The following is a 21,755-nucleotide window of genomic DNA, read 5'->3' as shown; positions in this document are numbered from 1 at the left end:
GGTCATTCGTCCGGGTCGAAGGTGGTGGGCAGGCCGGGGAAGGTCTCGCCGGTCGGGGGCACCCGGAGCGCGGCCAGCGAGAAGCGCATGACCTCGTTGAAGATCGGCCCGCAGACCTCGCTGCCCGTGTAGGCGCCCTCAGTCGGATTCTGGACGACGCAGTAGACGGTGACACGCGGATCGTCGGCGGGGGCGAACCCGGCGAAGGACGCCGTGTAGCCCCGGTAGACGCCCGTTTCCGGGTCCACGCGGTTGGCCGTGCCGGTCTTGCCCGCGACGCGGTAGCCGGGGATCTGGGCGGCGTGTCCGGTGCCGTCCGGGCTGGCCACGACGGTCTCCAGCATCTCGGTGAGCTGGTGCGCCGTATCTTCGCTGACGACGCGGGTCCGTTCGGGTGAGGGGACGGGCTCGCGGCGGCCGTCGGCGTCGGTCGTGGCGCGGACGAGGGTGGGGGCGACGCGTTCGCCGCCGTTGGCGACCGTGGAGTACACGGAGGCGGCCTGGACGGCGTTCACGGACAGGCCCTGGCCGAACGGGATCGTGTACTGCTGGGACGCGTTCCAGTCCTCGGGCGGGGCCAGGATGCCCGGGGTCTCGCCCGGGAAGCCGAGCCCGGTGGGGCGGCCGAAGCCGAACGCGCTCAGGTAGTCGTGGAGCACCCGGTTGGCCTCCGGCTGGGTGTCGCCCAGCTGTTCGGCGGCGAGGATGGTGCCGATGTTGCTGGAGTGGGCGAGGACCCCGGCGAGGGTGAGGTAGAGGGTCTCGTGCTCCACGTGGTCGCCGAACTGGCGGTCGGCGCGCGGCAGCCGGTTGGGGACCGTGACGTGCGTGTCCGGGGTGGCCGCCTCCTCCTCCAGGACGGCGGCCATGGTGATGACCTTGCTGGTGGAGCCGAGTTCGAAGGCGTCCTCCAGCGCGGCGTTGCCGAGGTTGGCCGGGTCGGCGGCGCCCACGTTGTTGGGGTCGAAGCCGGGGGCGCTGGCGAGGGCGAGGAGTTCGCCGGTGGCGGTGTCCTGCACGACGACGTAGCCGCCGTCCGCCTGGCTGGCCTCGACCTGCTCGCTGATGGCCTGCTGGGCGGCCCACTGGATGTCGCGGTCGATGGTCAGCTCGACGTCGGTGCCGGGGACGGCCGGCTCCTCGCGCTCCCCGGCGGTGGGGACGCGGCGGCCGCCGGAGCGTGCGTAGAAGAGGCTGCCGTCCTCGCCCGCGAGCTGGTCGTCGAGCTGGGCCTCCAGGCCGCCGCTGCCGACGCCCTCGCTGTTGACGAAGCCGAGGACGGGCGCGGCGAGGAGGTCGTTCGGGTAGACGCGCTTGGCGTGCTCGACGGCGAAGATGCCGGAGAGCACCTGGGTGCCCGTGCCCTTGTCCTGCTGCTCGGCGAGGTTGGCGCGCAGGTCCTTGATCTGGTTCCAGACCTGCGGGGTCCGCTGGTGGGCGAGCAGGGCGTAGCGGATGTCGTCCTGGCTCAGCAGCTCCGTCAGTTCGCCCTGGTCGCGGTCGAGGATGGGGGCGAGGAGCGCGGCGGCCTGCTCGGGCGCGTCGGGCACGCCCGTCTCCTCCTCGGAGAAGAGCAGCGGGTCGGCGGTGATGTCGTAGGCGTCGACGGTGGTGGCGAGCGCGGTGCCGTTCCGGTCGGTGATGTCGCCGCGCCGTGCGGTCAGGGTCTCCTCGACGTAGCGGTTGACGGCGGCCTGCCCCGCGTACGAGGAGGCGCCGACCGCCTGCACCTGGAAGAGGCGGACCGAGAACGCGACCATGATCAGCGTCAGGCCGAGGCCGACGAGGCGCAGGCGCGGCCTCGGGTTGCCCAGGCGCAGGCCGCTGTCGGGGCGCCGGGGGCCGCGGGGGCGCGGGGGGCGGGGGGCGGTCATGGGGTCGGCCCTCCGTCGTCGGGAGTCGGTTCGCCGGGAGCTGGGGCGTCGGTGCTCTCGGTGCTGTCGGGGCTGGCGGGGCTGTCGGGGGCGACGTCCTCGGGCGTGTCGGGGGCCGCGGCGGACGTGTCGGCGGACGGCGCCGTACCCGGGGCGGCGCTGCCGGGCGCGGCGCGGCCCGTCACGGTGTCCTCGCCGGGCGGGGGCGGCGAACCGGCCGGGTCCCCGGTCGGCGTGCCCGCCCCGGCGTCCGCGGACGGCTCGTCCTGCTCCTCGGGCGCGGCCGCGTCGTCCGTGGGCGTGGCGGTCGGGGTGGGGCTCGGCGCGGGGGTGGGGTCGGTCTCGCCGAGCAGGTCGCCGTCCCCGGTCAGGAAGGCGGGCGGTCCGCCGGGCACCATGCCCATCTCGCGGGCGCGCTCGGCGAGGGCGTCGGGCGCCGACCAGCCGTCCACCTCGGCCTGCAGCTCCTGCTGCTCGTCCGTCAGCTCCTTCGTCTCCCTGCGCAGCTCGCTCAGCTCGAACGAGCCCTCGTTCAGCGACGCGTTCAGCAGCAGCAGGCCGAGCATGCCCGCGCCGAGGAGCAGCACGATGAGCAGGACGAACGGGGTGCGGGCCGCCGAGGACGAGCCGCGCGGCACCATCCCGGCGAGCCGCAGCAGCCGGGTCTGTCCCGGGCCCGCCGGGCGCTGGCGCGCCATGTCAGACCGCCTCCCTGACCCGTTCGGCCGCTCGCAGGCGGGCCGGGGCGGCGCGGCTGTTGTCGGCCAGCTCCTCTGCGGACGGCTGCTCGGCGCCGCGCGTGAGGAGCCGCAGCCGGGGCTGGTACTGCTCCGGGACGACGGGCAGGCCCGCGGGCGCGGTGGAGGCGGCGCCCTCGCTCAGCGTCCGTTTCACGAGCCGGTCCTCCAGGGAGTGATAGGACAGGACGGCGATCCGGCCGCCGACGGCGAGGGCGCCGACGGCGGCGGGCAGCGCCCGTTCGAGCACGGACAGCTCGCCGTTGACCTCGATGCGCAGGGCCTGGAACGTGCGCTTGGCGGGGTTGCCGCCGGTGCGCTTGGCGGCCTGCGGCAGGGCGTCGCGGATGAGGGCGACGAGCCGGGCGCTGCCGGTGATGGGCTCGCGGGCCCGTTCCCTGACGACCGCTTCGACGATCTTGCGGGCGAACTTCTCCTCGCCGTAGGCGCGCAGGACGCGGACCAGCTCGCCGGGCGGATAGGTGTTGAGGACGTCGGCGGCGCTCGGGCCCGTCGTCTGGTCCATGCGCATGTCCAGCGGCGCGTCCTGCGCGTACGCGAAACCGCGGTCCGCCTCGTCGAGCTGCATGGAGGACACGCCAAGGTCGAAGAGGACACCCGCCACCCGGGTGACGCCCAACCGGGCGAGAGCGGAGGGGAGCTGGTCGTACACGGCGTGCACGAGCGTCGCCCGTTCGCCGTACGGGGCGAGGCGCTGCCCGGCGAGGCGCAGGGCCTCCGGGTCGCGGTCCAGGGCGATGAGCCGGACGTCGGGGAAGGTGTCGAGGAGGGCGGCGCTGTGGCCGCCGAGCCCGAGGGTGCAGTCGACGGCGACCGCGTCGGGACGGCGCAGCGCGGGGGCCAGCAGGTCCAGGCACCGCTGGAGCATGACGGGGCGGTGCCGGGCTTCCGGCGGCCGGTCGTTGCTGGTCGTCATGCGCCTTCCGAACGGGGAGGAGAGACAGGTGACGGCGGGGACGCCCCGGGCCGGGCGGGAGTCCGCGGACGTGCTGCGGCGGGCTCCGCGGGCCACCGTCGGGAAGGATGGGACTGGTGACGGGCGTACGCCTCCCGGTGCGCGTCACACTAGCCCACCTGTTTCCGCGGTCAATCACTGAGGTTGATCGTGTGCCGCGTTTCGGAACGGGCCTGTGACCCTCATCACCTCTCCGGAGGAGACGGGCCACGGACTCACGTACTACCTTCACAGATATGTCTCACACGGTCACAGACGAGCTGGTCGAAGCCAACCGCACCTACGCCGACGGCTTCACGGCTCCCCTGCCCAGCCCGCGGCCGGTGCGCCGCACGGCGATCGTGGCGTGCATGGACGCCCGGCTCGACCTGCACGCCGCCCTCGGCCTCGAACTGGGCGACTGCCACACGATCCGCAACGCGGGCGGTGTCATCACGGACGACGTCATCAGGTCGCTGACGATCAGCCAGCGGCGGCTCGGCACCCAATCGGTCGTGCTGATCCACCACACGCAGTGCGGTCTGCTCGACCTGACGGAGGAGTTCAGGTCCGAGCTGGAGCTGGAGGTCGGGCAGCGTCCGGCGTGGCCGGTGGACTCCTTCACCGACCTGGACCAGGACGTCCGCCAGTCGCTTGCCAGGGTGCGCACTTCCCCCTTCCTCCTCCACACTGAGGACGTACGCGGCTTCGTGTTCGACGTGACGACCGGTCTGCTCCGCGAGATCGACCCCGCGGAGGACGCCGCCCGGTGACGCCCGTCGCCGTTGTGTGAAGAATGCTGGGGGGCGGCGACCGGCCGGTGCCGACGCGGCACGGGGCGGCCGGGGTGGCCCGTACGCATGCGCCGAGCCGGGCTCGGGGCACGGTTCATGGGCCGAGGAGGGCCGCTTGACGACCTATGAGGAGCAGACCAGGCTCAGCGATCTGAGCGCCACCGCGGACCGGGTGCGGCGCGCGGTGGAGAGCGTGATCGAGGGCAAGCCGGACGTCGTACGGCTGTCGGTGACGGTACTGCTCGCGGGGGGGCACCTCCTGCTGGAGGACGTGCCGGGCGTCGGCAAGACGATGCTCGCCAAGGCGCTGGCGCGGTCGATCGACTGTTCGATGCAGCGCATCCAGTTCACGCCCGACCTGCTGCCGTCGGACATCACGGGCGTCAGCATCTACGACCAGGCGCGCGGCGAGTTCGAGTTCAGGCCGGGCGCCGTCTTCGCGCAGATCGTCATCGGCGACGAGATCAACCGCGCCTCGCCCAAGACGCAGTCCGCCCTCCTGGAGGCCATGGAGGAGCGGCAGGTCACGGCCGACGGGCGCACGTACGAGCTGCCCGAGCCGTTCATGGTCATCGCCACCCAGAACCCGGTGGAGATGGAGGGCACCTACCCGCTGCCCGAGGCGCAGCGGGACCGCTTCATGGCGCGCGTGTCCGTCGGCTACCCGGCCCAGGACGCCGAGCTGCGGATGCTGGCGTCGCACGGCGGCGCGTCGCCGCTCGACGCGCTCAAGCCCGCCGCGCACGCGCAGGACGTCACGCGGCTGATCGACGTGGTGCGCGGCGTGCACGTCTCGGACGCCGTGCGGCGCTACACCGTCGATCTCGCCGCGGCCACCCGCGCGCACCCCGAGCTGCGGCTCGGCGCCTCCCCGCGCGCGACGCTGCACCTGCTGCGGGCCGCGAAGGCGGCGGCGGCGCTCGCCGGGCGCGGCTTCGTGCTGCCGGACGACGTGCAGCAGCTCGCCGTGCCCGTCCTGGCGCACCGTCTGCTGCCCACCGCGCAGGCGCAGCTGAACCGGCAGAGCACGACGGACATCGTCTACGACATCCTGCGCCGCACCCCCGTGCCGGACTCCTACGCGGCGCAGCCGCAGACGCGGGGTTACTGATGGCCGCGCCCGTGGCAGCAGAGGCGGGCGTGGACGAACGGGGGACGCTGCGCGCCGCGTTCGGCGGACTGACGACGCGCGGCCGGTCGTTCGTCGCCGCGGGCCTGGCCGCCGCGCTGTGCTCCTACGCGCTGGGGCAGCCCGACCTGCTGCGCGTCGGCGTCCTGCTGGCGGCGCTGCCGGTGCTGTGCGTGCTGGTGCTGCACCGCACGCGCAGCCGCGTCGTGACGGCCCGCAGGCTCACGCCCGACCGGGTCGCCGCCGGCGGCGAGGCGCGGGTGCACCTGCGTGTCGAGAACGTGGGGCGGCTGCCCAGCGGCCTGCTGCTGCTCCAGGACCGGGTGCCGTACGTGCTCGGGCCGCGGCCCCGCTTCGTGCTGGACAGGATCGAGCCGGGCGGGCGGCGCGAGGTGACGTACCGGGTGCGTTCCGAAGTGCGCGGGCGCTACCCGCTGGGGCCGCTGGAGCTGCGGCTCACGGACCCGTTCGGGATGGCGGAGCTGAGCCGCTCGTTCGGCGCGTCGGACACGATGACGGTGCTGCCGCACGTCGAGCCGCTGCCGTACGTCAGGCTCGGCGGGAACGCGGACGGCGCGGGCGACGGGGTGCGGCGCGGGCTCGTGGCGGTGGGCGACGACGACATCATCCCGCGCGACTACCGGCACGGCGACGACCTGCGGCGCGTCCACTGGCGTTCGACGGCGCACCGGGGCGCGCTGATGGTGCGCCGCGAGGAGCAGCCGCGGCGCGCGCAGTGCACCGTGCTGCTGGACACGCGGCGGACCGCGTACCTGGGCGCCGGGCCCGACACCGCGTTCGAACGGGCCGTGTCGGGCGCCGCGTCGGTGGTGCGGCACCTGGCCGACCAGGGGTACGAGACGCGGCTGCTGACCGGCGCGGGGCAGCTCGTGCCCGGTCCTGGCACCGAGGTGCGGGAACCGGCGGAGCGGATCGGCCTGGTGATGGACGTGCTCGCCGGGGCGGAGCCGGAGGACGAACGGCCGCCCGAGGCGGTCGAGTCGGTGCTGCGGTCGGCGGGCGGCGGGCTCGTGGTCGCGTTCACGGGCGCGCTGGACGACGGGCAGTGCGCCGCGTTCGCGCGGCTGCGGCCCGGCCGGGGGGCGGCGGTGGTGTTCGTGATCGCCGGGCAGCGGGCCCCCGAGGCGGAGGCGGCGCAGGTCGCGGCCCTGCGGGGGGCGGGCTGGACGGCGCTGCCGCTCCCGCCGGGCGTACCGCTGGGGCAGGTGTGGCAGCAGGCGGCGGCCGAACAGGCGGGGCAGGCGGGGGAACGGCACGGATGACCGGGGGAGACCGCTGATGGACAACAGGGTGCGGATGGCGTTCGCCTCGTGGTGCGCGACGATGGCGGCGGCCGCCGCGCTGCTGCCGCTGGTCGACGGCACGGACTGGTACGCCCAGGCCGCCATCCTCCTCGCGGGGCAGACGGCCTTCGGGGTCGCCACGCGCCAGCTGCGCGCCCCCGCCCCGGTCACGGTCGCCGTGCAGCTGGCCGTCTCGGTGGTGGCGCTGACGGTGGTCTCGGCGTCCGCGTACGCCCTGGGCGGCTTCCTCCCGGGCCCGGAGGCCTTCGGCGAGCTGGGCAGGCTGCTGACCGCCGGGGCGGACGACATCGGCCGCTACACCGCGCCCGCCCCGGCGACGGACGGCATCCGGCTGATGGTCTTCGGCGGCGTGCTGCTCATCGGGCTGATGGTGGACGTGCTCGCGGTGACGGTGCGCGGCGCCGCGTCCGCCGGGCTGCCGCTGCTCGCGCTCTACTCGGTGGCGGCCGGGGTCGGCGGGGACGACTCGGGCTGGCCGTACTTCCTCGTCGCGGCGGCCGGTTACCTCGTGCTGCTGCTGGCCGAGAGCAGGGACCGCGTGGCGCGGTGGGGGCGTGTCTTCGGCGCGCCGGGCGGCGCGCGCTCCGGGACGCCGTACGACCGCCGCCCCGGCGCGGCGCCCCGTGTGCGCGCGGGCCGCCGCATCGGCGCGCTGACGCTCGGGGTGGCCGTGGCGGTGCCGGCGCTGCTGCCGTCGCTCGGGACCGGGCTGCTCGACACGTCGCGCGGCGGGAGCGGCGGGGGCGGGAGCGGGCGGTCGGCCTCGACGTCGCTCAACCCGGTGGTGGCACTCCAGGACCAGCTCAACCAGCCGCAGGACAGCCCGGTCCTGTACTACCGGACGACGAGCCCCGACCCGTCCGGGATGTACCTGCGGCTGATGGCGCTCGACCAGTTCGACGGCACGCAGTGGACGTCCTCCGGCTGGCGCGAGGAGACGCCGCCCGACCCGCCGTGGGTGGTGCCGGGGCTCGGCTCCGAGATCGCGGTGACGCGGGTGGCCACGGAGATCACGGCGACCGACACGTACGTCCAGTCGTCGCTGCCCGTGCCCTACCCGGCCCAGGCGATCGAGGCCGAGGGCGACTGGAACTTCGACAAGGGCTCGCAGACCCTGATGTCGGCCGACGCGGAGCTGACGACGCGGGGACTCGCGTACTCGGTGGACCACCTGCTGGTGGAGCCGACCGCCGAGCAGCTGTCCTCGGCCCCGGCCGCGCCCACGGAGCTGCGCGAGTACTACACGCGTCTCCCGCGCAGCCTGCCGCCGGAGGTCGCCGCGATGGCCGCCGAGGTGACCGGCGGGGCGCGCGACGACCTGGCGCGCGCCGTCGCGCTCCAGGACTGGTTCACCCAGGCGGGCGGTTTCCGGTACGACACCTCCGTCACGTCGGGCAGCAGCTCCGACTCGATCCTGACGTTCCTGCGCGACCGGGAGGGCTTCTGCGTCCACTTCGCCTTCACAATGGCGACGATGGCACGCACGCTGGGCATCCCGGCGCAGGTCGCGGTGGGCTTCACGCCGGGCACCCGGCTGCCGGACGACGTGTACGAGGTGGGGGTCCACAACGCGCACGCCTGGCCGGAGTTGTACTTCGAGGGCGTCGGCTGGGTCCGCTTCGAGCCGACGCCGGGCCAGGGCAGCAGCCCCGCGTACACCCGGCCGGAGACCGAGCGGCCCGACGCCGGGGAGCGCGAGGAGCGGGAGCCGGCCGAGGAGGAGACGGCGGAGGCCGTGCCGTCGCCCTCGCCGAGCGTCCCGGCGGACTGCGCGCCCGGCTCGTCGCTGGGCGCCTGCCGGACGGACCAGCCGCGTACGCCGGAGAGCGCGCAGGACGAGGCGGCCCCGGCGGCCGGGCCCGCGCTGTGGATCGGCGCGGGGCTCGTGCTGGTGGCCGTGGCGGTGAGTCCGCTGCTGTGGCGGCGCCGGGCGCGGCGGCGCCGGCTGGGCGCGGACGGCGGGCCGCTGGGCGCGTGGCAGGAACTGGGCGACAGCGCCTGGGACTTCGGCATCACCCCGGCCGCCTCGGAGACGCCGCGCGCGGCGGCGGAGCGGATCGTGCGCGTCGCGTCCCTCGGCGGGGAGTCCGCGGCGGCGGTCCACCGGCTGGCCGACGCGGTCGAGCGCGAGCTGTACGCGCCGGAGGCGGAGCGCGGCCGGGCCGGGCGGCTCGTGGAGGACGTGCGGACGGCGCGCGGGGGGCTGCGGGCCTCGACCGGGTGGTGGGGGCGGCTGCGGGCGGCGGTTCTGCCGCGTTCCGCCATTCGGGTGATTCACCGGTGGTCCGCACGGCGTGCGGCGTTCGCTCACCGTCTGCGGTCGGCGCTGCGGCGGCTGGTGCCCCGCCTGGGCAGGCACGAAGCCTGAGGCGGACGCGGCCTCGCCCCGGGGGCGGAACCGCCGAGCCGGGCGAGGCCGGTACCCCCCGGCCCCGCGCACCGCGCCACGGACAGCCGGAACCGGTCCCCGCACGGACCATGCCGCCGGGTACAGCAGCGGGCCTCCTCGCCCCTCTGGCGCCCGACCGGCCCGGCAGACCGACAGGGGGAGCGGCTCTGAGTGCGGGAGGCTCTGAGGCGCCGCGCAGGGGGCAGCCCGCCGTTTCCCTCCTGGGTCAGGGATCCCCGCGACACCGCACCCCCGGAAGGGCGACCCCGGTCAACCCTCGCTGACGGCCTGTGGTCACCAGGCCACTCCCCCGTCCCAGCCGGAGGAAGGTCCGGCCGGTCCGCTTCGCCACTCCCCGCCGTACCGGCGCGCCGGAAGCGCCACAGGACGAGCGGCCCCGCCGGTCAACGCTCGCCGACAGCCGGTGCCCTGAACCGTTCGGCGACGGGCAGAGACCCGCCAGGCCACGCGCGGACAGCCTCACCCGGCAGGGGCGACGCTGGAAAGCAGCCCCGGCGGTCACGCTCGCTGACGGCCGGTGACCCGAGCCGTTCCACCACCGGCCGGGACCCGCCGGGCCACGAGTGGGCGGCCGTGCCGGGCAGGAAGGCTCCGGTACCGGCCGCGGGCGGCCCCGCTCGCTGACGGCCGGTGGCCCGGGCTCGCTCAGCCACGGGCAGCCTCCCGGGCGGGAGGACGCTCCGGTGCGGCTCCCCCGCGCCGCCCCGGCCGAGGAGCCCCGAAGGAAGAGCGGCCCCGCCGGTCAACGCTCGCTGACGGGCGGGAACGCGAGCCGTTCCGCCATGGGCCGGGACCCGCCGGGCCACGAGTGGGCCGCCTTGGCGGTCATGGCGTGCTGACGGCCTGTGGTCGCAACTGCTCAGTCACGCACCGAGACCCGGCAGGCCGCGGCGGGGAGAGGTGGGCGGGACCGTTCCGGTCCCGGGCATGCCGCAGGGCCGCGCCCTGGGCGGGGGCGGCCCTGCGGTCGGACAAGCCGTGGGGACCGGCTGCCGCTGTCAGCTCTCGCGCTCGTCGCGGCGGCGCTGCCAGCGGTCCTCGATCCGGTTCATCATGGACCGGCGCTGCTTCTGCCGGCCCGTCTGCCGGCCACCCGCGCCGCCGCCCTGCGGGGTGGCGGCGGATGTCTGCGGTGTCCTGCGCCACCCGGTGACGGCGACGACGGCACAGCCGAGCATGATCAGGAAACCGACCACGCTGAGCCACACCTGCTGCGCGACCATGCCTCCCATGAGCAGGCCGATGCCCACGACGAATCCGGCGATCGCCTGGTAGACCCGTCGGCGGGTGAACGTGCGCAGCTCGTTACCCTCAAGCGTTGTCGCGAATTTGGGATCTTCGGCGTACAGCGCTCGCTCCATTTGTTCGAGCATGCGCTGCTCGTGGTCCGAGAGCGGCACGGAGTCCTCCTACTCGTCGGTCGCGGTGGCGACCCGATCCGACCCTTCAAGGATAGGCAGGGATGTCTCCCTGTGAAACCCACCCCTGTACGCCAGTTTCGCCCACAACAGCTTGCCTCCCGGACCCTGCGGGGCGGTGGACATCTCATTCCCCTGCCGTCGCCGGGTCATGCCGGGTGGCTCTTCCCGATGATACGAGGAGTGCGGCCTAGAGTTCTCCCCGTAGTCCGGAGCCGCCGGTGGCGGCGAGCAGGTGGAGCTGGCCCGCGATGGCCTGGAAGGCGGGGAGGGCCGCCGCCTCGGCCTCCAGCCGCGCGAGCTGCTGGAGCGCGTCCGGCTCGGTGTCCACCAGGGCGCCGGGCACGAGGTCGGCGAACACCCGGACCCCCTGGGTGGCCTGGACCGTGAGGCCCACCTCCTCGGCCAGCGCGGCGAGTTGGGGCACGGTGAAGCGGTGCGGCACGGGGTCGGCGTCGCCCCAGCGGCCCGCCGGGTCGCCCAGGGCGCGGCGGGCCTCGGTGAACCGCCCGGCCAGCGCACGGGACAGCACGGCGCCGCCCACACCGGCCACGAGCAGGCTGAGCACGCCGTCCCCGGGGCGGAGGGCGCGCGCCACGGCGCGCAGCCCGGCGGCCGGATCGTCGAGGTACTCCAGTACGCCGTGGCACAGGACCATGTCGAACGTCACATGGCCCACGACCTCATGGAGGTCCTGGGTGTCGCCCTGGACGCCGCGCACGCGCTCGGCGACGCCCTTCTCGGCGGCACGCCGCTCCAGCGCGAACAGCGCGTCGGGGCTGGGGTCCACGACGGTGACGCGGTGCCCGAGACCGGCCACCGGCACGGCGAAGCTGCCGCTGCCGCCCCCGGTGTCGAGCACGTCGAGCGTCTCGCGGCCGGTGCGGGCCGCCAGGTCGGCGAGTGCCTGGCGCAGTGCCTCCCAGACGACGCCGGTGCGCAGCGCGGTGTGCGGGCCCGGTGCCACCGGTCCCTGCGTGTCACGGACACTCGGCTCTGGCGGCATTGCGGACGGCTCCTTGCTGCGGTGCGGCACCTGTTCTCCGGCCGCGACGTGCGGGGGCTGCACCACCCTACTGGGCGGCGGAACCCGCCGCGCCGTCCCTGCCGCCGGGGTCACGCCCCGCCGCGCCCCCGGCCCGGCCGCCGTCCGCGGCGTCCCTGGCGAGCGGGAGCCGCACGGTGCGGGCCCGCGCGCCGGGGAACAGCGCCTCGTCCACGAGCCGGACGAAGAAGCCCGCCGCGCGGCGCAGGTCGTCCGCTTCCTGCCGGTCGGCCACGTCCTTGATGCCGGCGTCGATCCTGGCCCGCCGGTCCGCGCTCGCCGCGAACAGGACGCTCCACTCCGCCAGCTCGGGCGCTATCTCCGGGAGCACCTCCCACACGCTGCGGATGCGGCGGCGGGCGCGCTCCGTGGACCCCGGGCGGCCCCGGACGGCGACGAGGGCGGCGGCGGCCCGCAGCGCGGCGAGATGGGCGGCGACGTACGCCTCCCCCGGGTCGGTCAGGACGGACGCCTCGTCGAGACGGCGCTCGGCCTGGGCGAGCAGGTCATGCGCCGCGGCCGGCACGGGTGCCTTCCGCGGTACGGCGTGCACGTCGATCGGGAGTCCGGTCATGACGAGCCTCCAGTCAGTCGTCACTCAACGGTCCATCTGCCGACATGGTGACGTATGGGTCTGACAATCCGTCCGGAGAAGCCTCTGAGCAGGTGCAAACGGGGGTGCGCGGAGGTGGAGAATCGGGCCATGACACGCACCAGCAACCGACGCGGTGCCACACGGCAGCGGCTCTACGACGCGGCGGTCGGGCTGATCGCCGAGCAGGGCTTCGCGTCCACGACGGTCGAGCAGATCGCCGAGCGGGCCGGGGTCGCGAAGGGGACCGTCTACTACAACTTCGGCGGGAAGACCGAGCTGTTCGAGCAGCTGCTGCGCAACGGCACGGGCCCGCTCACCGCGGCGCTGCGCGAGGCGGCGGACGCCGAGCGGTCGCGCGGCGGCGGCGCGATGGACGCGCTGGCCGCCATGGCGCGCGCCGGTCTCGCCTCGATCGCGGGCCGCACGGACTTCACGCGGCTCCTCGTCGCCGAGCTGTGGCGGACCGGCAGACCGTGGTACCCGACGCTCGTGGAGGCCAGGCGCGAGGTGCTCGGCGTCGTGGCCGACGTGCTCCAGGAGGGCGTGAAGGCGGGTGAGCTGCGGGAGTCGCTGGACGTGGAGCTGACGGCCGGGTCGCTGGTGGGGCTGGTGGTGACGGGCGGCCTGGACTGGCGGACGTTCCACCCGGGGCGTTCGCTGGACGAGGTGCACGAGGCGCTGGCGGCGCCGCTGCGCGGCCGGCTCACCGTGGCCGGCTGAGGAGCCGCGCCCCGGCGCGTGCCGTGGCCCGTACCGCCGCCCCGTGTCGGCGGTACGGCCCACGGCCTCCCTCGTCCGTCCCCCGTCGCTCCCCCGTCCGTGCCGCACGGCTTTGCGGACGCGTCCTTCCGCGTCCCCGTGCCGTCCCCCCGTTCCTTCCCCCCGCCGGGCCGGATCATGAGTCGGGCGGACGACCGGTAATGTCCTGGCCATGGCACGGATCGTGGTGGTCGGCGCCGGTATGGGCGCCATGGCCGCCGCCGCCAGGCTGGCCGTCGCGGGCCACCGGGTGACGGTGGTGGAGCGGAGCGGGACGCACGGCGGCGCGGTGGGGCGGTGGGAACGCGACGGTTTCGCGTTCGACACGGGCCCCGGGTTGCTGCACCTGCCCGCCGTGTGGCGGGACCTGTTCGTGAAGACGGGGCGGCGCGAACTCGCCGAGTGCGTCGGTATCGCGCGGATCGATCCGCTGGCCGAGCACCGCTTCGCGGACGGCACGGTGGTACGGGTCCCGGCGGCGCGCGGCGGCGCCGTGCAGGCGCTGGACGGCGCGCTGGGCGCCGGGGCGGGCGAGCGCTGGGCCGACCTGCTCGGCCGCGCCAGGAGCACGTGGGAGGCGACGCGCCGCCCGCTGGTGGAGGAGCCGCTGCTGGCCGGTGAGCCGACGGCGGTGCTCGGCCAGGACCCGTTCCCCGCGCGGCCGCGCGGCCTGCTGCGGCGCCGGACCCCGCCGACGCTGGCCGCCCTCGCGGACGAGGGGCTGCGCGACCCGCGGCTCGCCGCCGTGCTGACGGGCACGGTGCGGGAGTACGGGTGCGACCCGGCGCGCGTGCCCGCGAGCGCGGCCGTGCTGGCCTATCTGGAGCAGACGTTCGGCCTCTGGTACCCGGAGGGCGGGATGCGGGCGCTGGCCGACGCGGTGCGGGAGCGCTGCGAGGAGCGGCGGGTGGAGTTCCGCTTCGGTACGGGCGCGGCGCGGGTGCTGGCGCGCGACGGGCGCGCGGGCGGCGTGGAACTGGCGGACGGCGGCGTCGTGGAGGCGGACGCGGTGGTGTGGGGCGCGCCGGGGCTCGGGGGCGTGCCGCGGGAGGGGACCAGCCGGTTCACGCTGTTCCTCGCGCTGCGCGGCGCGCGCCCCGCCGACGCGCCGCACCGCACGCTGCTGCACCCCGCCCCCGGCGGGCCCGCCGGCCCCACCGTGCGCGTCCTGCGGCCGGACGATCCCGCGTCGCGCCCGGACGGCGCGCACGAGGCCGTGACGCTCTCCGCGCCCGCCCCGCCGCAGGGCACGGGCCCGGGGCGGGCGGACTGGACCGCGCCGGGGGCGGCCGACGCGTTCGCCGAACGGCTGCTCGCCGCCGCCGACGACGCCGGGCTCGGGCTGCGCGCGCGGCTGCTGTGGCGGCACGCGCACACCCCGGCGGACGTCGAACGGGACACGGGGGTGCCCGGCGGGCTCGTCCCGGGACCGGCGCTCGCGGGCGCGGACGGCGCCTTCCTGGCCGCGCCGAACACCGGGCGGCTGCCCGGCGCGTACCGGGTCGGCGGGCTCGCCCACCCGGGCGGCGGGCTGGCGCACGCGGGGATGTCGGGGGCGATGGCGGCGGGGCTGATCGTGGAGGGCCCGGAGTGGCACGGCTCGACGTGAGCCGTACCGGCGGCGGTCAGTAGCGCTGCTGGTCGTTGTCCGAGTACCCCGGATACTCGGAGTACTCCGGGTACGGCGGGTAGTACGCCTGGCCCGAGGGGTCGTACGGGTCGCCGGAGGGGTAGCCGTCCTGCTGCGCGGGCGGGTAGCCGTATCCGTTCGCGCCCTGCTCCTGGGCGGTGTCGCGCTGCTGCGGGACCCACACCCCGCCGGGCGGCGTCTCCTGGTGGTACTGCCCGGCGGCCGGCCACTGGCCCGACGAGGGGCCGCCGTCGTCGCCGTAGCCGCCGTGGCCCGGGTAGCCGCCGGTGTAGGGCTGGCCGCCGCCCTGCTGATAGCCGCTCGTCGCGTCGAGGTACGGGTCCTGGTAGGCCGCGTAGTTCTCGCCGGTGTCGTGGACGGCGTAGACCGTGCTGGGGGCCTCGCCGTAGGCGGCGGGCTCGGGCGCGTAGCCGCCGAGGTAGGGGTCGCCGTAGGGCATGTCGGCGGTGGCGGCGTATATCTCCTCGCCCGGCGCCGCGTGCGCGTGCTCGTCGTCGCCGGAGGGGACGCGGGCGTGCACCTGGGTGCTGTCGAGGTTGTCGTAGGCGTCGTAGCCGTCGTGCGTGTCCTGGCCGCCGCGGGCGGCCTGGGTGTCGTCGTGCGCCTGCGGCACGCCGTCCACCGGGGTGTCGTCCGGCCGGGCCGGGGGCGTCATGGCGTCGTCGTCGCCGCCGTCACCCGCCTCCCCGTCGGGCACGGGCGCCAGGGCCTGCACCGCGCGGCGCCGCCTGCTGGTGCCCGGCTTGCCGCCGAGGGCCCAGCCGGTGGAGAAGCCGCGCCGGAAGGACAGGGTGACGAACGTCTGGCCCGACGCGAACGCGACGGTGCCCAGGGCGATGACGGGGACCGAGGGGATCATCACGCCGATGACGACGAGCAGGAAGCCGCAGAACGCCAGCAGCCGCCACCGCAGCCGCGCCTTGTACTGGAGGAGGACCTCGCCGAGCAGCCAGAGCGCCACCACTCCGAACGCGATGTAGAGGACCGCCCAGGCCATGTACGCCCCTTCTCAGCAGGGCCTCAGGTCCGCCGGTGCAGCCCGAGGTTCTTGTAGACGTCCAGCGTCGCCGTGGAGTGGAGCGTCGTGTTGAGCGTGACGAAGTGCAGTCCGGGGATGTCCTCGTCCATCAGCCGCGCGCACAACTCCGTGGCGAAATCGATCCCGACCGAGCGTACAGCCAACGGATCGTCTTTGACGGCGAGGATGCGTCTTTCCAACTCAGGGGGGAACGCGGCGTTGCTGAGCTGCTTGAACCGCTCGATCTGCCGCACGTTGGCGATCGGCATGATCTCCGGGATGATCGGCGTCTCGCAGCCGGCGGCGGACACCCGGTCGCGCAGCCGCAGGTAGTCCTCGGGGTAGAAGAACATCTGGGTGAGCGCGAAGTCGGCGCCCGCGCGGCACTTGTCGACGAAGTGCCGGACATCGGTGTCCCAGTCCGTGGACCTCGGGTGCATCTCGGGGAAGGCGGCGACGCCCACGCAGAAGTCGCCCGACTCCTTGATGAGGCGGACGAGTTCCGCCGCGTACCGGACGCCCTCTGGATGCTGCGTCCACTCCCCCATCGGGTCGCCGGGCGGGTCGCCGCGCAGCGCGAGCATGTTGCGGATGCCGCCCGCCGCGTACTGGCCGACGATGTTGCGCAGCTCGCCGATCGAGTGGTTCACGGCGGTGAGGTGGGCGACGGGCGTCAGGGTGGTCTCGGTGGCGATGCGCTCGGTGGCGCGGACCGTGCGCTCGCGTGACGAGCCGCCCGCGCCGTAGGTCACGGAGACGAACGTCGGCGCGACCGCCTCGACGCGGCGGATCGCGTTCCACAGCGTCCGCTCGCCCTGCTCCGTGCGGGGCGGGGTGAACTCGAACGAGTACGAACGCGTCCCCGCGGCGATCAGGTCGCGCACGGTCTGCGCGCGGTCCAGCGACCTGCTGGGCATACCAAGGGCCATATCGGCCAGGCTACCGATCACCGTGCCGCCGCGTCCGCCGCTGTCCGCCGACCGGACAGCGGCCTGGAGAAGTCCTGACGGCGGCCTGGCGGAGCCCTGACCGGGAGCTGACGTGGGGCGGCGTGGCGCGCGTCACAGCGGGTGTTCGCGCAGCCGCGCGGCCAGTGCGGCGGCGGCGGCCCCGGGGTCGTCCGCCTCGGTGAGGGCCCGGACGACGACGACCCGGCGCGCCCCGGCGTCGAGGACCTCGCCCAGGTTGTCCGCGCCGATGCCGCCGATGGCGAACCAGGGCAGGGCGGGCCGCCGCGCCGCCGCGTGGCGGACGAGGGACAGTCCGGCGGCCGGGCGGCCCGGCTTGGTGGGCGTCGGCCAGCAGGGGCCCGTGCAGAAGTAGTCGGTGCCGGGGGCGGCCAGTGCGGCGTCCACCTGGCCGGGGGTGTGGGTGGAGCGGCCTATCAGCACCCGGTCGCCGAGGAGGGCGCGGGCGGCCGGGACCGGCAGGTCGCCCTGGCCGAGGTGGAGCACGTCGGAGCCCGCGGCGTGCGCGACGTCGGCCCGGTCGTTGACGGCGAGGAGCTTCCCGTGGCGGCGGCACGCGTCGGCGAACACCGCCAGGTGCTCCAGCTCCTCGGCGGCCTCCATGCCCTTGTCCCGCAGCTGCACGATGTCCACGCCGCCGCCCAGGACGGCGTCGAGGAACTCCGGCAGGTCGCCCTGCCGCTTTCTGGCGTCGGTGCACAGGTAGAGCCGGGCGTCGGCGAGCATGCGGAAGGCTTTCTTTCAGTGGTACGGGCTGCCGGTGGGGCGGGCCGCCGGGCGCGGTCCGCCCCACCGGTGGACGGGTTCTACGGGCGGGTCACACGGCGAGCGCCTGGGCCCGGCGCTTCACCTCCGTCCCGCGATTCTCGCGCAGCGCCTGCGCGGGGGTCCCGGGCAGGGTGTCGTCGGGCGTGAACAGCCACTCCAGCATCTCCTCGTCCGTGAAGCCGTCGTCACGGAGCAGGGTGAGCGTTCCGGCCAGCCCCTTCGCGATCTTGTCGCCGTCGATGAAGTCGGCGGGTACCTGGAGGACACGGTTCTCGCCCCTGCGCACGGCGATCAGCTGGCCTTCCTTGACCAGCTGGCGCACACGGGTCACCTCGACGTCGAGCTGTTCGGCGATGTCGGGCAGGGTGAGCCAGGCGGGGACGAGAGCGTCGGTCTTCGCATCAATCTCGGTCACGCCCCCCAGCGTGCCATCTCCCGCCGACAGTCGTCAGCGGGGAGCCCTCCCCCGGGGGAAGGACGGGCGTCCGGCGGGGGCGTCAGTCCGCGGTGGCCTTGTTCAGCGCGAGCCCCGGATCGGCGGCGCGCGGCGGGTCGAGGCGCGTGCCGCGGGCGATCAGGCGGCGGCCCTGGGCCAGGTCCCGGGGCCGGTCTACGGCCAGGACGGCGGTGGGCGTGCCGTCCGCGCGCAGCCACAGGACGGACCAGGCGCGGTCGCCCGCCGCCGGGTCGCCGCGCCGGACGAGGGTGTCGGCGGGGTCGTGCCGTCCGGCGTACTGCACGTAGCGGTCGAACTGCTCGGACCAGAAGTACGGCACCGGGTCGTAGACCGCGTCCGGCAGGCCGAGGATGTCGGCGGCGGCGGTGCGGGCGCCGTTCAGCGCGTTGTCCCAGTGGTGGACCAGCAGCCGCCGCCCGTAGCGCGCGGACGGGAAGGACGCGCAGTCGCCGACCGCGTGGACGCCGGGGACCCCGGCGCGCAGGGCGGCGTCGGCGGCGACCGAGCCGTCGGCGGCGAGCGGGACGCCGGAGCCGCGCAGCCAGCCGGTGGCGGGCCGCGAGCCGACGCCGACGAGGACGGCGTCGGCGCCGAGGACCGTGCCGTCCGCCAGCTCGACCTCGCCGCCGCGCACGCCGGTCACGGGCGTGCCGGTGAGGAGCGTGACGCCCGCCTCCTCGTACCAGGCGCGCATCGGCGCGGTGACCTCGGGCGGCAGCGCCCCGGCCAGGACGTGCGGCGCGGCCTCGACGACGGTGACGGGGCTGCCCGCCCTGGCGGCGGCGGTGGCGGCCTCGGCGCCGATCCAGCCCGCGCCGACCGCGACGACGCTGCCCCCGGCCTCCAGGACGGGCCGCAGGGCGCGGGCGTCGTCCAGGGTGCGCAGGACGTGCACGCCGGGGACGCCGGTGGTGCCGGGCAGGGTGACGGCGTCGGCGCCGGTGGCGATGACCAGTTCGTCGTACTCCAGCGGTCCCGCGTCGGTGTCGAGCACGCGGTCGTCCGGGCGCAGCGCGGTGGCGGTGCGGCCCAGGTGGACGTCGACGCCGAGCGCGGCGAGGTCCACGTCGAGGGGCGCGCCGTCGGCGGTGCCGAGCAGTACGGCCTTGGACAGCGGCGGGCGGTCGTACGGCGCGTGGGGCTCGGCGCCGACGAGGGTGACGGCGCCGTCCCAGCCCTGTCCGCGCAGTTCGACGGCGGTCTGCACCCCGGCCAGTCCCGCGCCGGCGATCACGGCGCTGCGCTTCGTCACGCGCTCCACCCTACGAGGGCGCCGCCCGGCGTCACAACGACGAGGGTATAAAGGGCGGTGTGACGACGGACCACCGCTCGCAGCCCCGACCCGTGACGCTGGAACACGTGGCGCGCGCCGCGGGGGTGTCCCGGGCGACCGTCTCCCGCGTGATCAACGGTGAGGCGACCGTCGATCCCCGGCTGCGCAAGCTGGTCGAGGAGGCCATCACGCAGACGCGCTACGTGCCCAACCGCGCGGCCCGTTCGCTGGTGACGCGGCGCACGGACTCGGTGGCGCTCGTCGTCTCGGAGCAGGAACAGCGCGACGTGACGGGCCCGTTCATCGGGCGCATCTTCACCGACCCGTACTTCGGCCGGGTGGCGGGCGGGCTGCTCGACGTGCTGCGCCCGCGCGGCGTGCAGGTGGTGCTGATGCTGGCGGACGACGAGGCGTCGCGCGCGCAGCTGCTCGGCTACCTCCAGCAGGGGCACGTGGACGGCGTGGTGCTGATCTCGTCGCACGCGGCCGATCCGCTGCCGGGGCTGCTCGCGGGGACGACGCTGCCCGCCGTGCTGGCGGGGCGCCCGCAGGCGGCGGCCACGGCGTCGCTGACCTATGTGGACTCCGACCAGGTGGCGGGGGCGCGGCTCGCGGCGGACCATCTGACGTCGATCGGCAGGCGGCGGCTGGGGACGATCGCCGGGCCGCAGGACATGCCGGTGGCGCAGGAGCGGCTGGCGGGCTTCCGCACGGCCCTTGAGGAGCGGGGGCTGCGTGATGTGGCCGTCGCCGAGGGGGACTTCACGCAGGCGAGCGGCGGTGACGGGATACGGGCGCTGCTGGCGCGGCGGCCGGATCTCGACGGGGTGTTCGTCGCGTCCGACCTGATGGCGCTGGGCGCGGTGACGATGCTGCACCGGCTGGGGAAGCGGGTGCCGGAGGACGTCGCGGTGGTCGGCTTCGACGACAGCAGTTCGGCGCTGGCGTCCGATCCGCCGCTGACGACGGTGCGGCAGCCCGTGGAGGAGATGGCCGCCGAGATGGCGCGGCTGCTGCTGCGGCAGATCGCCGGGGGAAGCGGCGACGGGGATGACGCGGGTGACGGCGCGGCGCCCGAACGGCCCTCGTCGTCCGTCCTGTTCCGTCCCGCCCTGGTGGTGCGCGGCAGCGCCTGACGCCGCCTCACCCCGCCTGGCACCACACGGCGCCGCCCCCGCCCCGCCCGGGGGGAGCCGGGCGGGACGGGGGCGGGATGGGTCACTGGTACACGCGGACGTAGTCCACCAGCATGCGCTGCGGGAAGACGGTCGAACCGTCCGGCGGTCCCGGCCAGTCGCCGCCGACGGCCGTGTTCAGGATGATGAAGAAGTCGTGGTCGAAGACCCAGGGCCCGACCGTCGTCTCCAGCTCCTCGCGGTCCACGGTGTGGATCACCTGGTCGTCCACCGTGAAGACCATGCCCTGGCTGTCCCACTCCACGGCGTAGACGTGGAAGCCGGCGCCCGCGGGCGTGGGCAGTTCGTACGACGAGCCGTAGCCGTTCCCGCCGTTGTACGCCGGGGCGTGCAGGGTGGAGTGGACGGTGTTGGGCTCGGAGCCTATGTGCTCCATGATGTCGATCTCACCGGTGTACGGCCACGGACGGCCCTCGTCGTAGAAGTCCGAGCCGAGCATCCAGAACGCGGGCCACATGCCGCGCGTGGTGGCGGTCTGGATGCGGGCCTCGACCCGGCCGTAGGTGAAGTCGAACTTGCTGTAGGTGTTGATGCGGCCCGACGTGTACTGGCAGGTGGTGCTGCCGCTCAGCGGGTCGGCGGGGCAGGACGAACCGGGGGTCTCCTCGCGGCGCGACTCGATGACGAGGTTGCCGTTGCCGTCCAGGAGCGTGTTGCGGTTGTCCGTGTAGATCTGCAGCTCGTTGTTGCGCCCGTTGCCGGGGTCGGCGCTCCACTTGGTCTGGTCGGGGATGCTCCCGGCCGCGCCCTCGAACTCGTCGCTCCACACCAGGGTGGGCGGGTCGGCCGGGTCCGGCGGGACCGGGGGCGCCTCGGGCGCGCCGCCGGTGCCGTAGACCTGGAACTCCCAGAGGGAGTAGCCGTACGGGCCGGAGCGCTGCGTGCCGTACATCCGGACGTAGCGGCCGGTGCCGCTGACGGCGATGTCCTCCTTGAAGCCGGTGCCGTTCGCCGTCTCGTGGATCGTCGTCCAGGTGGCGTTGTCGTCGGACACCTGGATCTGGTACGAGCGGGCGTACGCCGGGTCCCACTGGAGGACGACGCGGCTGATGTCGGCGCTGGCGCCGAGGTCCACGGAGATCCAGCCGGGGTCGGTCCAGCCGGTCTCGGCGGAGGTGGCCCAGCGGCTGGCGGGGTCGTAGTCGAACGCGCGCGCCGGGGTGCACTCCCAGCAGCTCCCGTCGTTCTGTGACGTGGAGGCCTGGGCGGGCTTGTTGTACGACAGCAGGACCTCGTCGGCGGCCGCCGAGGAGGGGCCCGCCAGGGCGACGAGGCTCACGACCGACGCGAAGGCGGCGGTCAGCGCTCCGGCGACGCGGCCTCGGCGCCGTCCGGTGCGTGGGGGGATGAGGTGCATGGTGGTGCTGTTCCTTCCCGTGGGGG

General features: G+C 75.2%; 19 protein-coding genes. 7 read left to right on the top strand and 12 right to left on the bottom strand.

The features are described 5' to 3' along the window. Window positions 1–2 precede the first annotated feature (2 nt). Genes ACIBPC_RS05670 through rsmH form a run of 3 tightly spaced genes read right to left on the bottom strand, consistent with a single transcriptional unit; the run spans window position 3 to window position 3,548 of the window. Window positions 3–1,874 carry a penicillin-binding protein 2 gene (locus ACIBPC_RS05670; protein ID WP_362963260.1) on the bottom strand — a complete coding sequence of 624 codons (1,872 nt, stop codon included), beginning with the start codon at window positions 1,872–1,874 and terminating at the stop codon, window positions 3–5. After that, window positions 1,871–2,572, bottom strand: coding sequence for a septum formation initiator family protein (locus ACIBPC_RS05665; protein WP_398841500.1), 702 nt, complete (start codon window positions 2,570–2,572; stop codon window positions 1,871–1,873). Before ACIBPC_RS05665 ends, ACIBPC_RS05670 begins: the two co-directional genes overlap by 4 nt. A gap of 1 nt (window position 2,573) precedes the next feature. Next, window positions 2,574–3,548, bottom strand: coding sequence for a 16S rRNA (cytosine(1402)-N(4))-methyltransferase RsmH (gene rsmH / locus ACIBPC_RS05660; protein ID WP_398841499.1), 975 nt, complete (start codon window positions 3,546–3,548; stop codon window positions 2,574–2,576). Window positions 3,549–3,823: 275 nt separating this feature from the next. Here rsmH and ACIBPC_RS05655 point away from each other — a divergent pair, with 275 nt between their 5' ends. The 4 genes from ACIBPC_RS05655 (at window position 3,824) to ACIBPC_RS05640 (ending at window position 9,182) form a co-directional block, all read left to right on the top strand. Then, window positions 3,824–4,339, top strand: a complete 516-nt coding sequence (locus ACIBPC_RS05655) for a carbonic anhydrase (protein WP_362963267.1) — start codon at window positions 3,824–3,826, stop codon at window positions 4,337–4,339. Between the two features lie 136 nt (window positions 4,340–4,475). Beyond that, window positions 4,476–5,471, top strand: coding sequence for a MoxR family ATPase (locus ACIBPC_RS05650; protein WP_362963269.1), 996 nt, complete (start codon window positions 4,476–4,478; stop codon window positions 5,469–5,471). Further along, window positions 5,471–6,772, top strand: a complete 1,302-nt coding sequence (locus tag ACIBPC_RS05645) for a DUF58 domain-containing protein (RefSeq protein WP_398841497.1) — start codon at window positions 5,471–5,473, stop codon at window positions 6,770–6,772. The genes ACIBPC_RS05650 and ACIBPC_RS05645 overlap by 1 nt, the downstream gene beginning before the upstream one ends. A gap of 16 nt (window positions 6,773–6,788) precedes the next feature. Continuing rightward, window positions 6,789–9,182, top strand: a complete 2,394-nt coding sequence (locus ACIBPC_RS05640) for a DUF3488 and DUF4129 domain-containing transglutaminase family protein (RefSeq protein ID WP_398841496.1) — start codon at window positions 6,789–6,791, stop codon at window positions 9,180–9,182. A gap of 1,040 nt (window positions 9,183–10,222) precedes the next feature. Here ACIBPC_RS05640 and ACIBPC_RS05635 read toward each other — a convergent pair. From ACIBPC_RS05635 to ACIBPC_RS05625, 3 genes are all read right to left on the bottom strand, one after another. Further along, a complete protein-coding gene (locus ACIBPC_RS05635) occupies window positions 10,223–10,624 on the bottom strand; it encodes a DUF3040 domain-containing protein (protein ID WP_398841494.1) in 402 nt (133 codons plus the stop codon). A gap of 208 nt (window positions 10,625–10,832) precedes the next feature. Next, complete coding sequence (locus ACIBPC_RS05630) at window positions 10,833–11,648, bottom strand: methyltransferase (protein WP_398841493.1); 816 nt, start codon at window positions 11,646–11,648, stop codon at window positions 10,833–10,835. A gap of 67 nt (window positions 11,649–11,715) precedes the next feature. Beyond that, window positions 11,716–12,261, bottom strand: coding sequence for an SAV_6107 family HEPN domain-containing protein (locus ACIBPC_RS05625; protein WP_398841491.1), 546 nt, complete (start codon window positions 12,259–12,261; stop codon window positions 11,716–11,718). Between the two features lie 129 nt (window positions 12,262–12,390). Here ACIBPC_RS05625 and ACIBPC_RS05620 point away from each other — a divergent pair, with 129 nt between their 5' ends. Further along, complete coding sequence (locus ACIBPC_RS05620; protein ID WP_362963283.1) at window positions 12,391–13,002, top strand: TetR/AcrR family transcriptional regulator; 612 nt, start codon at window positions 12,391–12,393, stop codon at window positions 13,000–13,002. A gap of 211 nt (window positions 13,003–13,213) precedes the next feature. Next, window positions 13,214–14,650 carry a phytoene desaturase family protein gene (locus ACIBPC_RS05615; protein ID WP_398841490.1) on the top strand — a complete coding sequence of 479 codons (1,437 nt, stop codon included), beginning with the start codon at window positions 13,214–13,216 and terminating at the stop codon, window positions 14,648–14,650. A 16-nt stretch (window positions 14,651–14,666) separates the two neighbouring features. On the opposite strand, the gene ACIBPC_RS05610 is transcribed toward ACIBPC_RS05615, so the two are convergent. From ACIBPC_RS05610 to ACIBPC_RS05590, 5 genes are all read right to left on the bottom strand, one after another. Further along, complete coding sequence (locus ACIBPC_RS05610; RefSeq protein WP_398841488.1) at window positions 14,667–15,689, bottom strand: hypothetical protein; 1,023 nt, start codon at window positions 15,687–15,689, stop codon at window positions 14,667–14,669. A 23-nt stretch (window positions 15,690–15,712) separates the two neighbouring features. After that, a complete protein-coding gene (metF, locus tag ACIBPC_RS05605) occupies window positions 15,713–16,639 on the bottom strand; it encodes a methylenetetrahydrofolate reductase [NAD(P)H] (RefSeq protein ID WP_362963290.1) in 927 nt (308 codons plus the stop codon). Between the two features lie 132 nt (window positions 16,640–16,771). Further along, a complete protein-coding gene (gene thiE, locus ACIBPC_RS05600) occupies window positions 16,772–17,404 on the bottom strand; it encodes a thiamine phosphate synthase (protein WP_398841487.1) in 633 nt (210 codons plus the stop codon). Window positions 17,405–17,495: 91 nt separating this feature from the next. Then, window positions 17,496–17,861, bottom strand: coding sequence for an Rv2175c family DNA-binding protein (locus ACIBPC_RS05595; protein WP_362963294.1), 366 nt, complete (start codon window positions 17,859–17,861; stop codon window positions 17,496–17,498). An 82-nt stretch (window positions 17,862–17,943) separates the two neighbouring features. Further along, window positions 17,944–19,155: an NAD(P)/FAD-dependent oxidoreductase gene (locus ACIBPC_RS05590; protein ID WP_398841486.1), complete on the bottom strand. Its 1,212-nt coding sequence runs from the start codon at window positions 19,153–19,155 to the stop codon at window positions 17,944–17,946. A 59-nt stretch (window positions 19,156–19,214) separates the two neighbouring features. Between ACIBPC_RS05590 and ACIBPC_RS05585 the strand changes: the two genes are divergently transcribed. Beyond that, window positions 19,215–20,312, top strand: a complete 1,098-nt coding sequence (locus ACIBPC_RS05585; RefSeq protein ID WP_398841484.1) for a LacI family DNA-binding transcriptional regulator — start codon at window positions 19,215–19,217, stop codon at window positions 20,310–20,312. An 82-nt stretch (window positions 20,313–20,394) separates the two neighbouring features. On the opposite strand, the gene ACIBPC_RS05580 is transcribed toward ACIBPC_RS05585, so the two are convergent. After that, on the bottom strand, window positions 20,395–21,729 hold the full coding sequence (locus tag ACIBPC_RS05580) for a family 16 glycosylhydrolase (protein ID WP_398841482.1): 1,335 nt from the start codon (window positions 21,727–21,729) through the stop codon (window positions 20,395–20,397). Window positions 21,730–21,755 lie beyond the last annotated feature (26 nt).

This window comes from Streptomyces sp. NPDC049879, assembly GCF_044461265.1.
Lineage (GTDB): Bacteria > Actinomycetota > Actinomycetes > Streptomycetales > Streptomycetaceae > Streptomyces.
The sequence above is the reverse complement of the archived record's forward strand: the minus strand, read 5'-3'. Positions and strand labels throughout refer to the sequence as shown.

What these genes read in the sequence shown, in the direction of transcription:
- ACIBPC_RS05670 (WP_362963260.1), bottom strand. Translation starts at nt 1,874, where the DNA reads ATGACCGCCCCCCGCCCCCCGCGCCCCCGCGGCCCCCGGCGCCCCGAC.
- ACIBPC_RS05665 (WP_398841500.1), bottom strand. Translation starts at nt 2,572, where the DNA reads ATGGCGCGCCAGCGCCCGGCGGGCCCGGGACAGACCCGGCTGCTGCGG.
- rsmH (WP_398841499.1), bottom strand. Translation starts at nt 3,548, where the DNA reads ATGACGACCAGCAACGACCGGCCGCCGGAAGCCCGGCACCGCCCCGTC.
- ACIBPC_RS05655 (WP_362963267.1), top strand. Translation starts at nt 3,824, where the DNA reads ATGTCTCACACGGTCACAGACGAGCTGGTCGAAGCCAACCGCACCTAC.
- ACIBPC_RS05645 (WP_398841497.1), top strand. Translation starts at nt 5,471, where the DNA reads ATGGCCGCGCCCGTGGCAGCAGAGGCGGGCGTGGACGAACGGGGGACG.
- ACIBPC_RS05640 (WP_398841496.1), top strand. Translation starts at nt 6,789, where the DNA reads ATGGACAACAGGGTGCGGATGGCGTTCGCCTCGTGGTGCGCGACGATG.
- ACIBPC_RS05630 (WP_398841493.1), bottom strand. Translation starts at nt 11,648, where the DNA reads ATGCCGCCAGAGCCGAGTGTCCGTGACACGCAGGGACCGGTGGCACCG.
- ACIBPC_RS05625 (WP_398841491.1), bottom strand. Translation starts at nt 12,261, where the DNA reads ATGACCGGACTCCCGATCGACGTGCACGCCGTACCGCGGAAGGCACCC.
- ACIBPC_RS05620 (WP_362963283.1), top strand. Translation starts at nt 12,391, where the DNA reads ATGACACGCACCAGCAACCGACGCGGTGCCACACGGCAGCGGCTCTAC.
- ACIBPC_RS05615 (WP_398841490.1), top strand. Translation starts at nt 13,214, where the DNA reads ATGGCACGGATCGTGGTGGTCGGCGCCGGTATGGGCGCCATGGCCGCC.
- ACIBPC_RS05610 (WP_398841488.1), bottom strand. Translation starts at nt 15,689, where the DNA reads ATGGCCTGGGCGGTCCTCTACATCGCGTTCGGAGTGGTGGCGCTCTGG.
- metF (WP_362963290.1), bottom strand. Translation starts at nt 16,639, where the DNA reads ATGGCCCTTGGTATGCCCAGCAGGTCGCTGGACCGCGCGCAGACCGTG.
- thiE (WP_398841487.1), bottom strand. Translation starts at nt 17,404, where the DNA reads ATGCTCGCCGACGCCCGGCTCTACCTGTGCACCGACGCCAGAAAGCGG.
- ACIBPC_RS05580 (WP_398841482.1), bottom strand. Translation starts at nt 21,729, where the DNA reads ATGCACCTCATCCCCCCACGCACCGGACGGCGCCGAGGCCGCGTCGCC.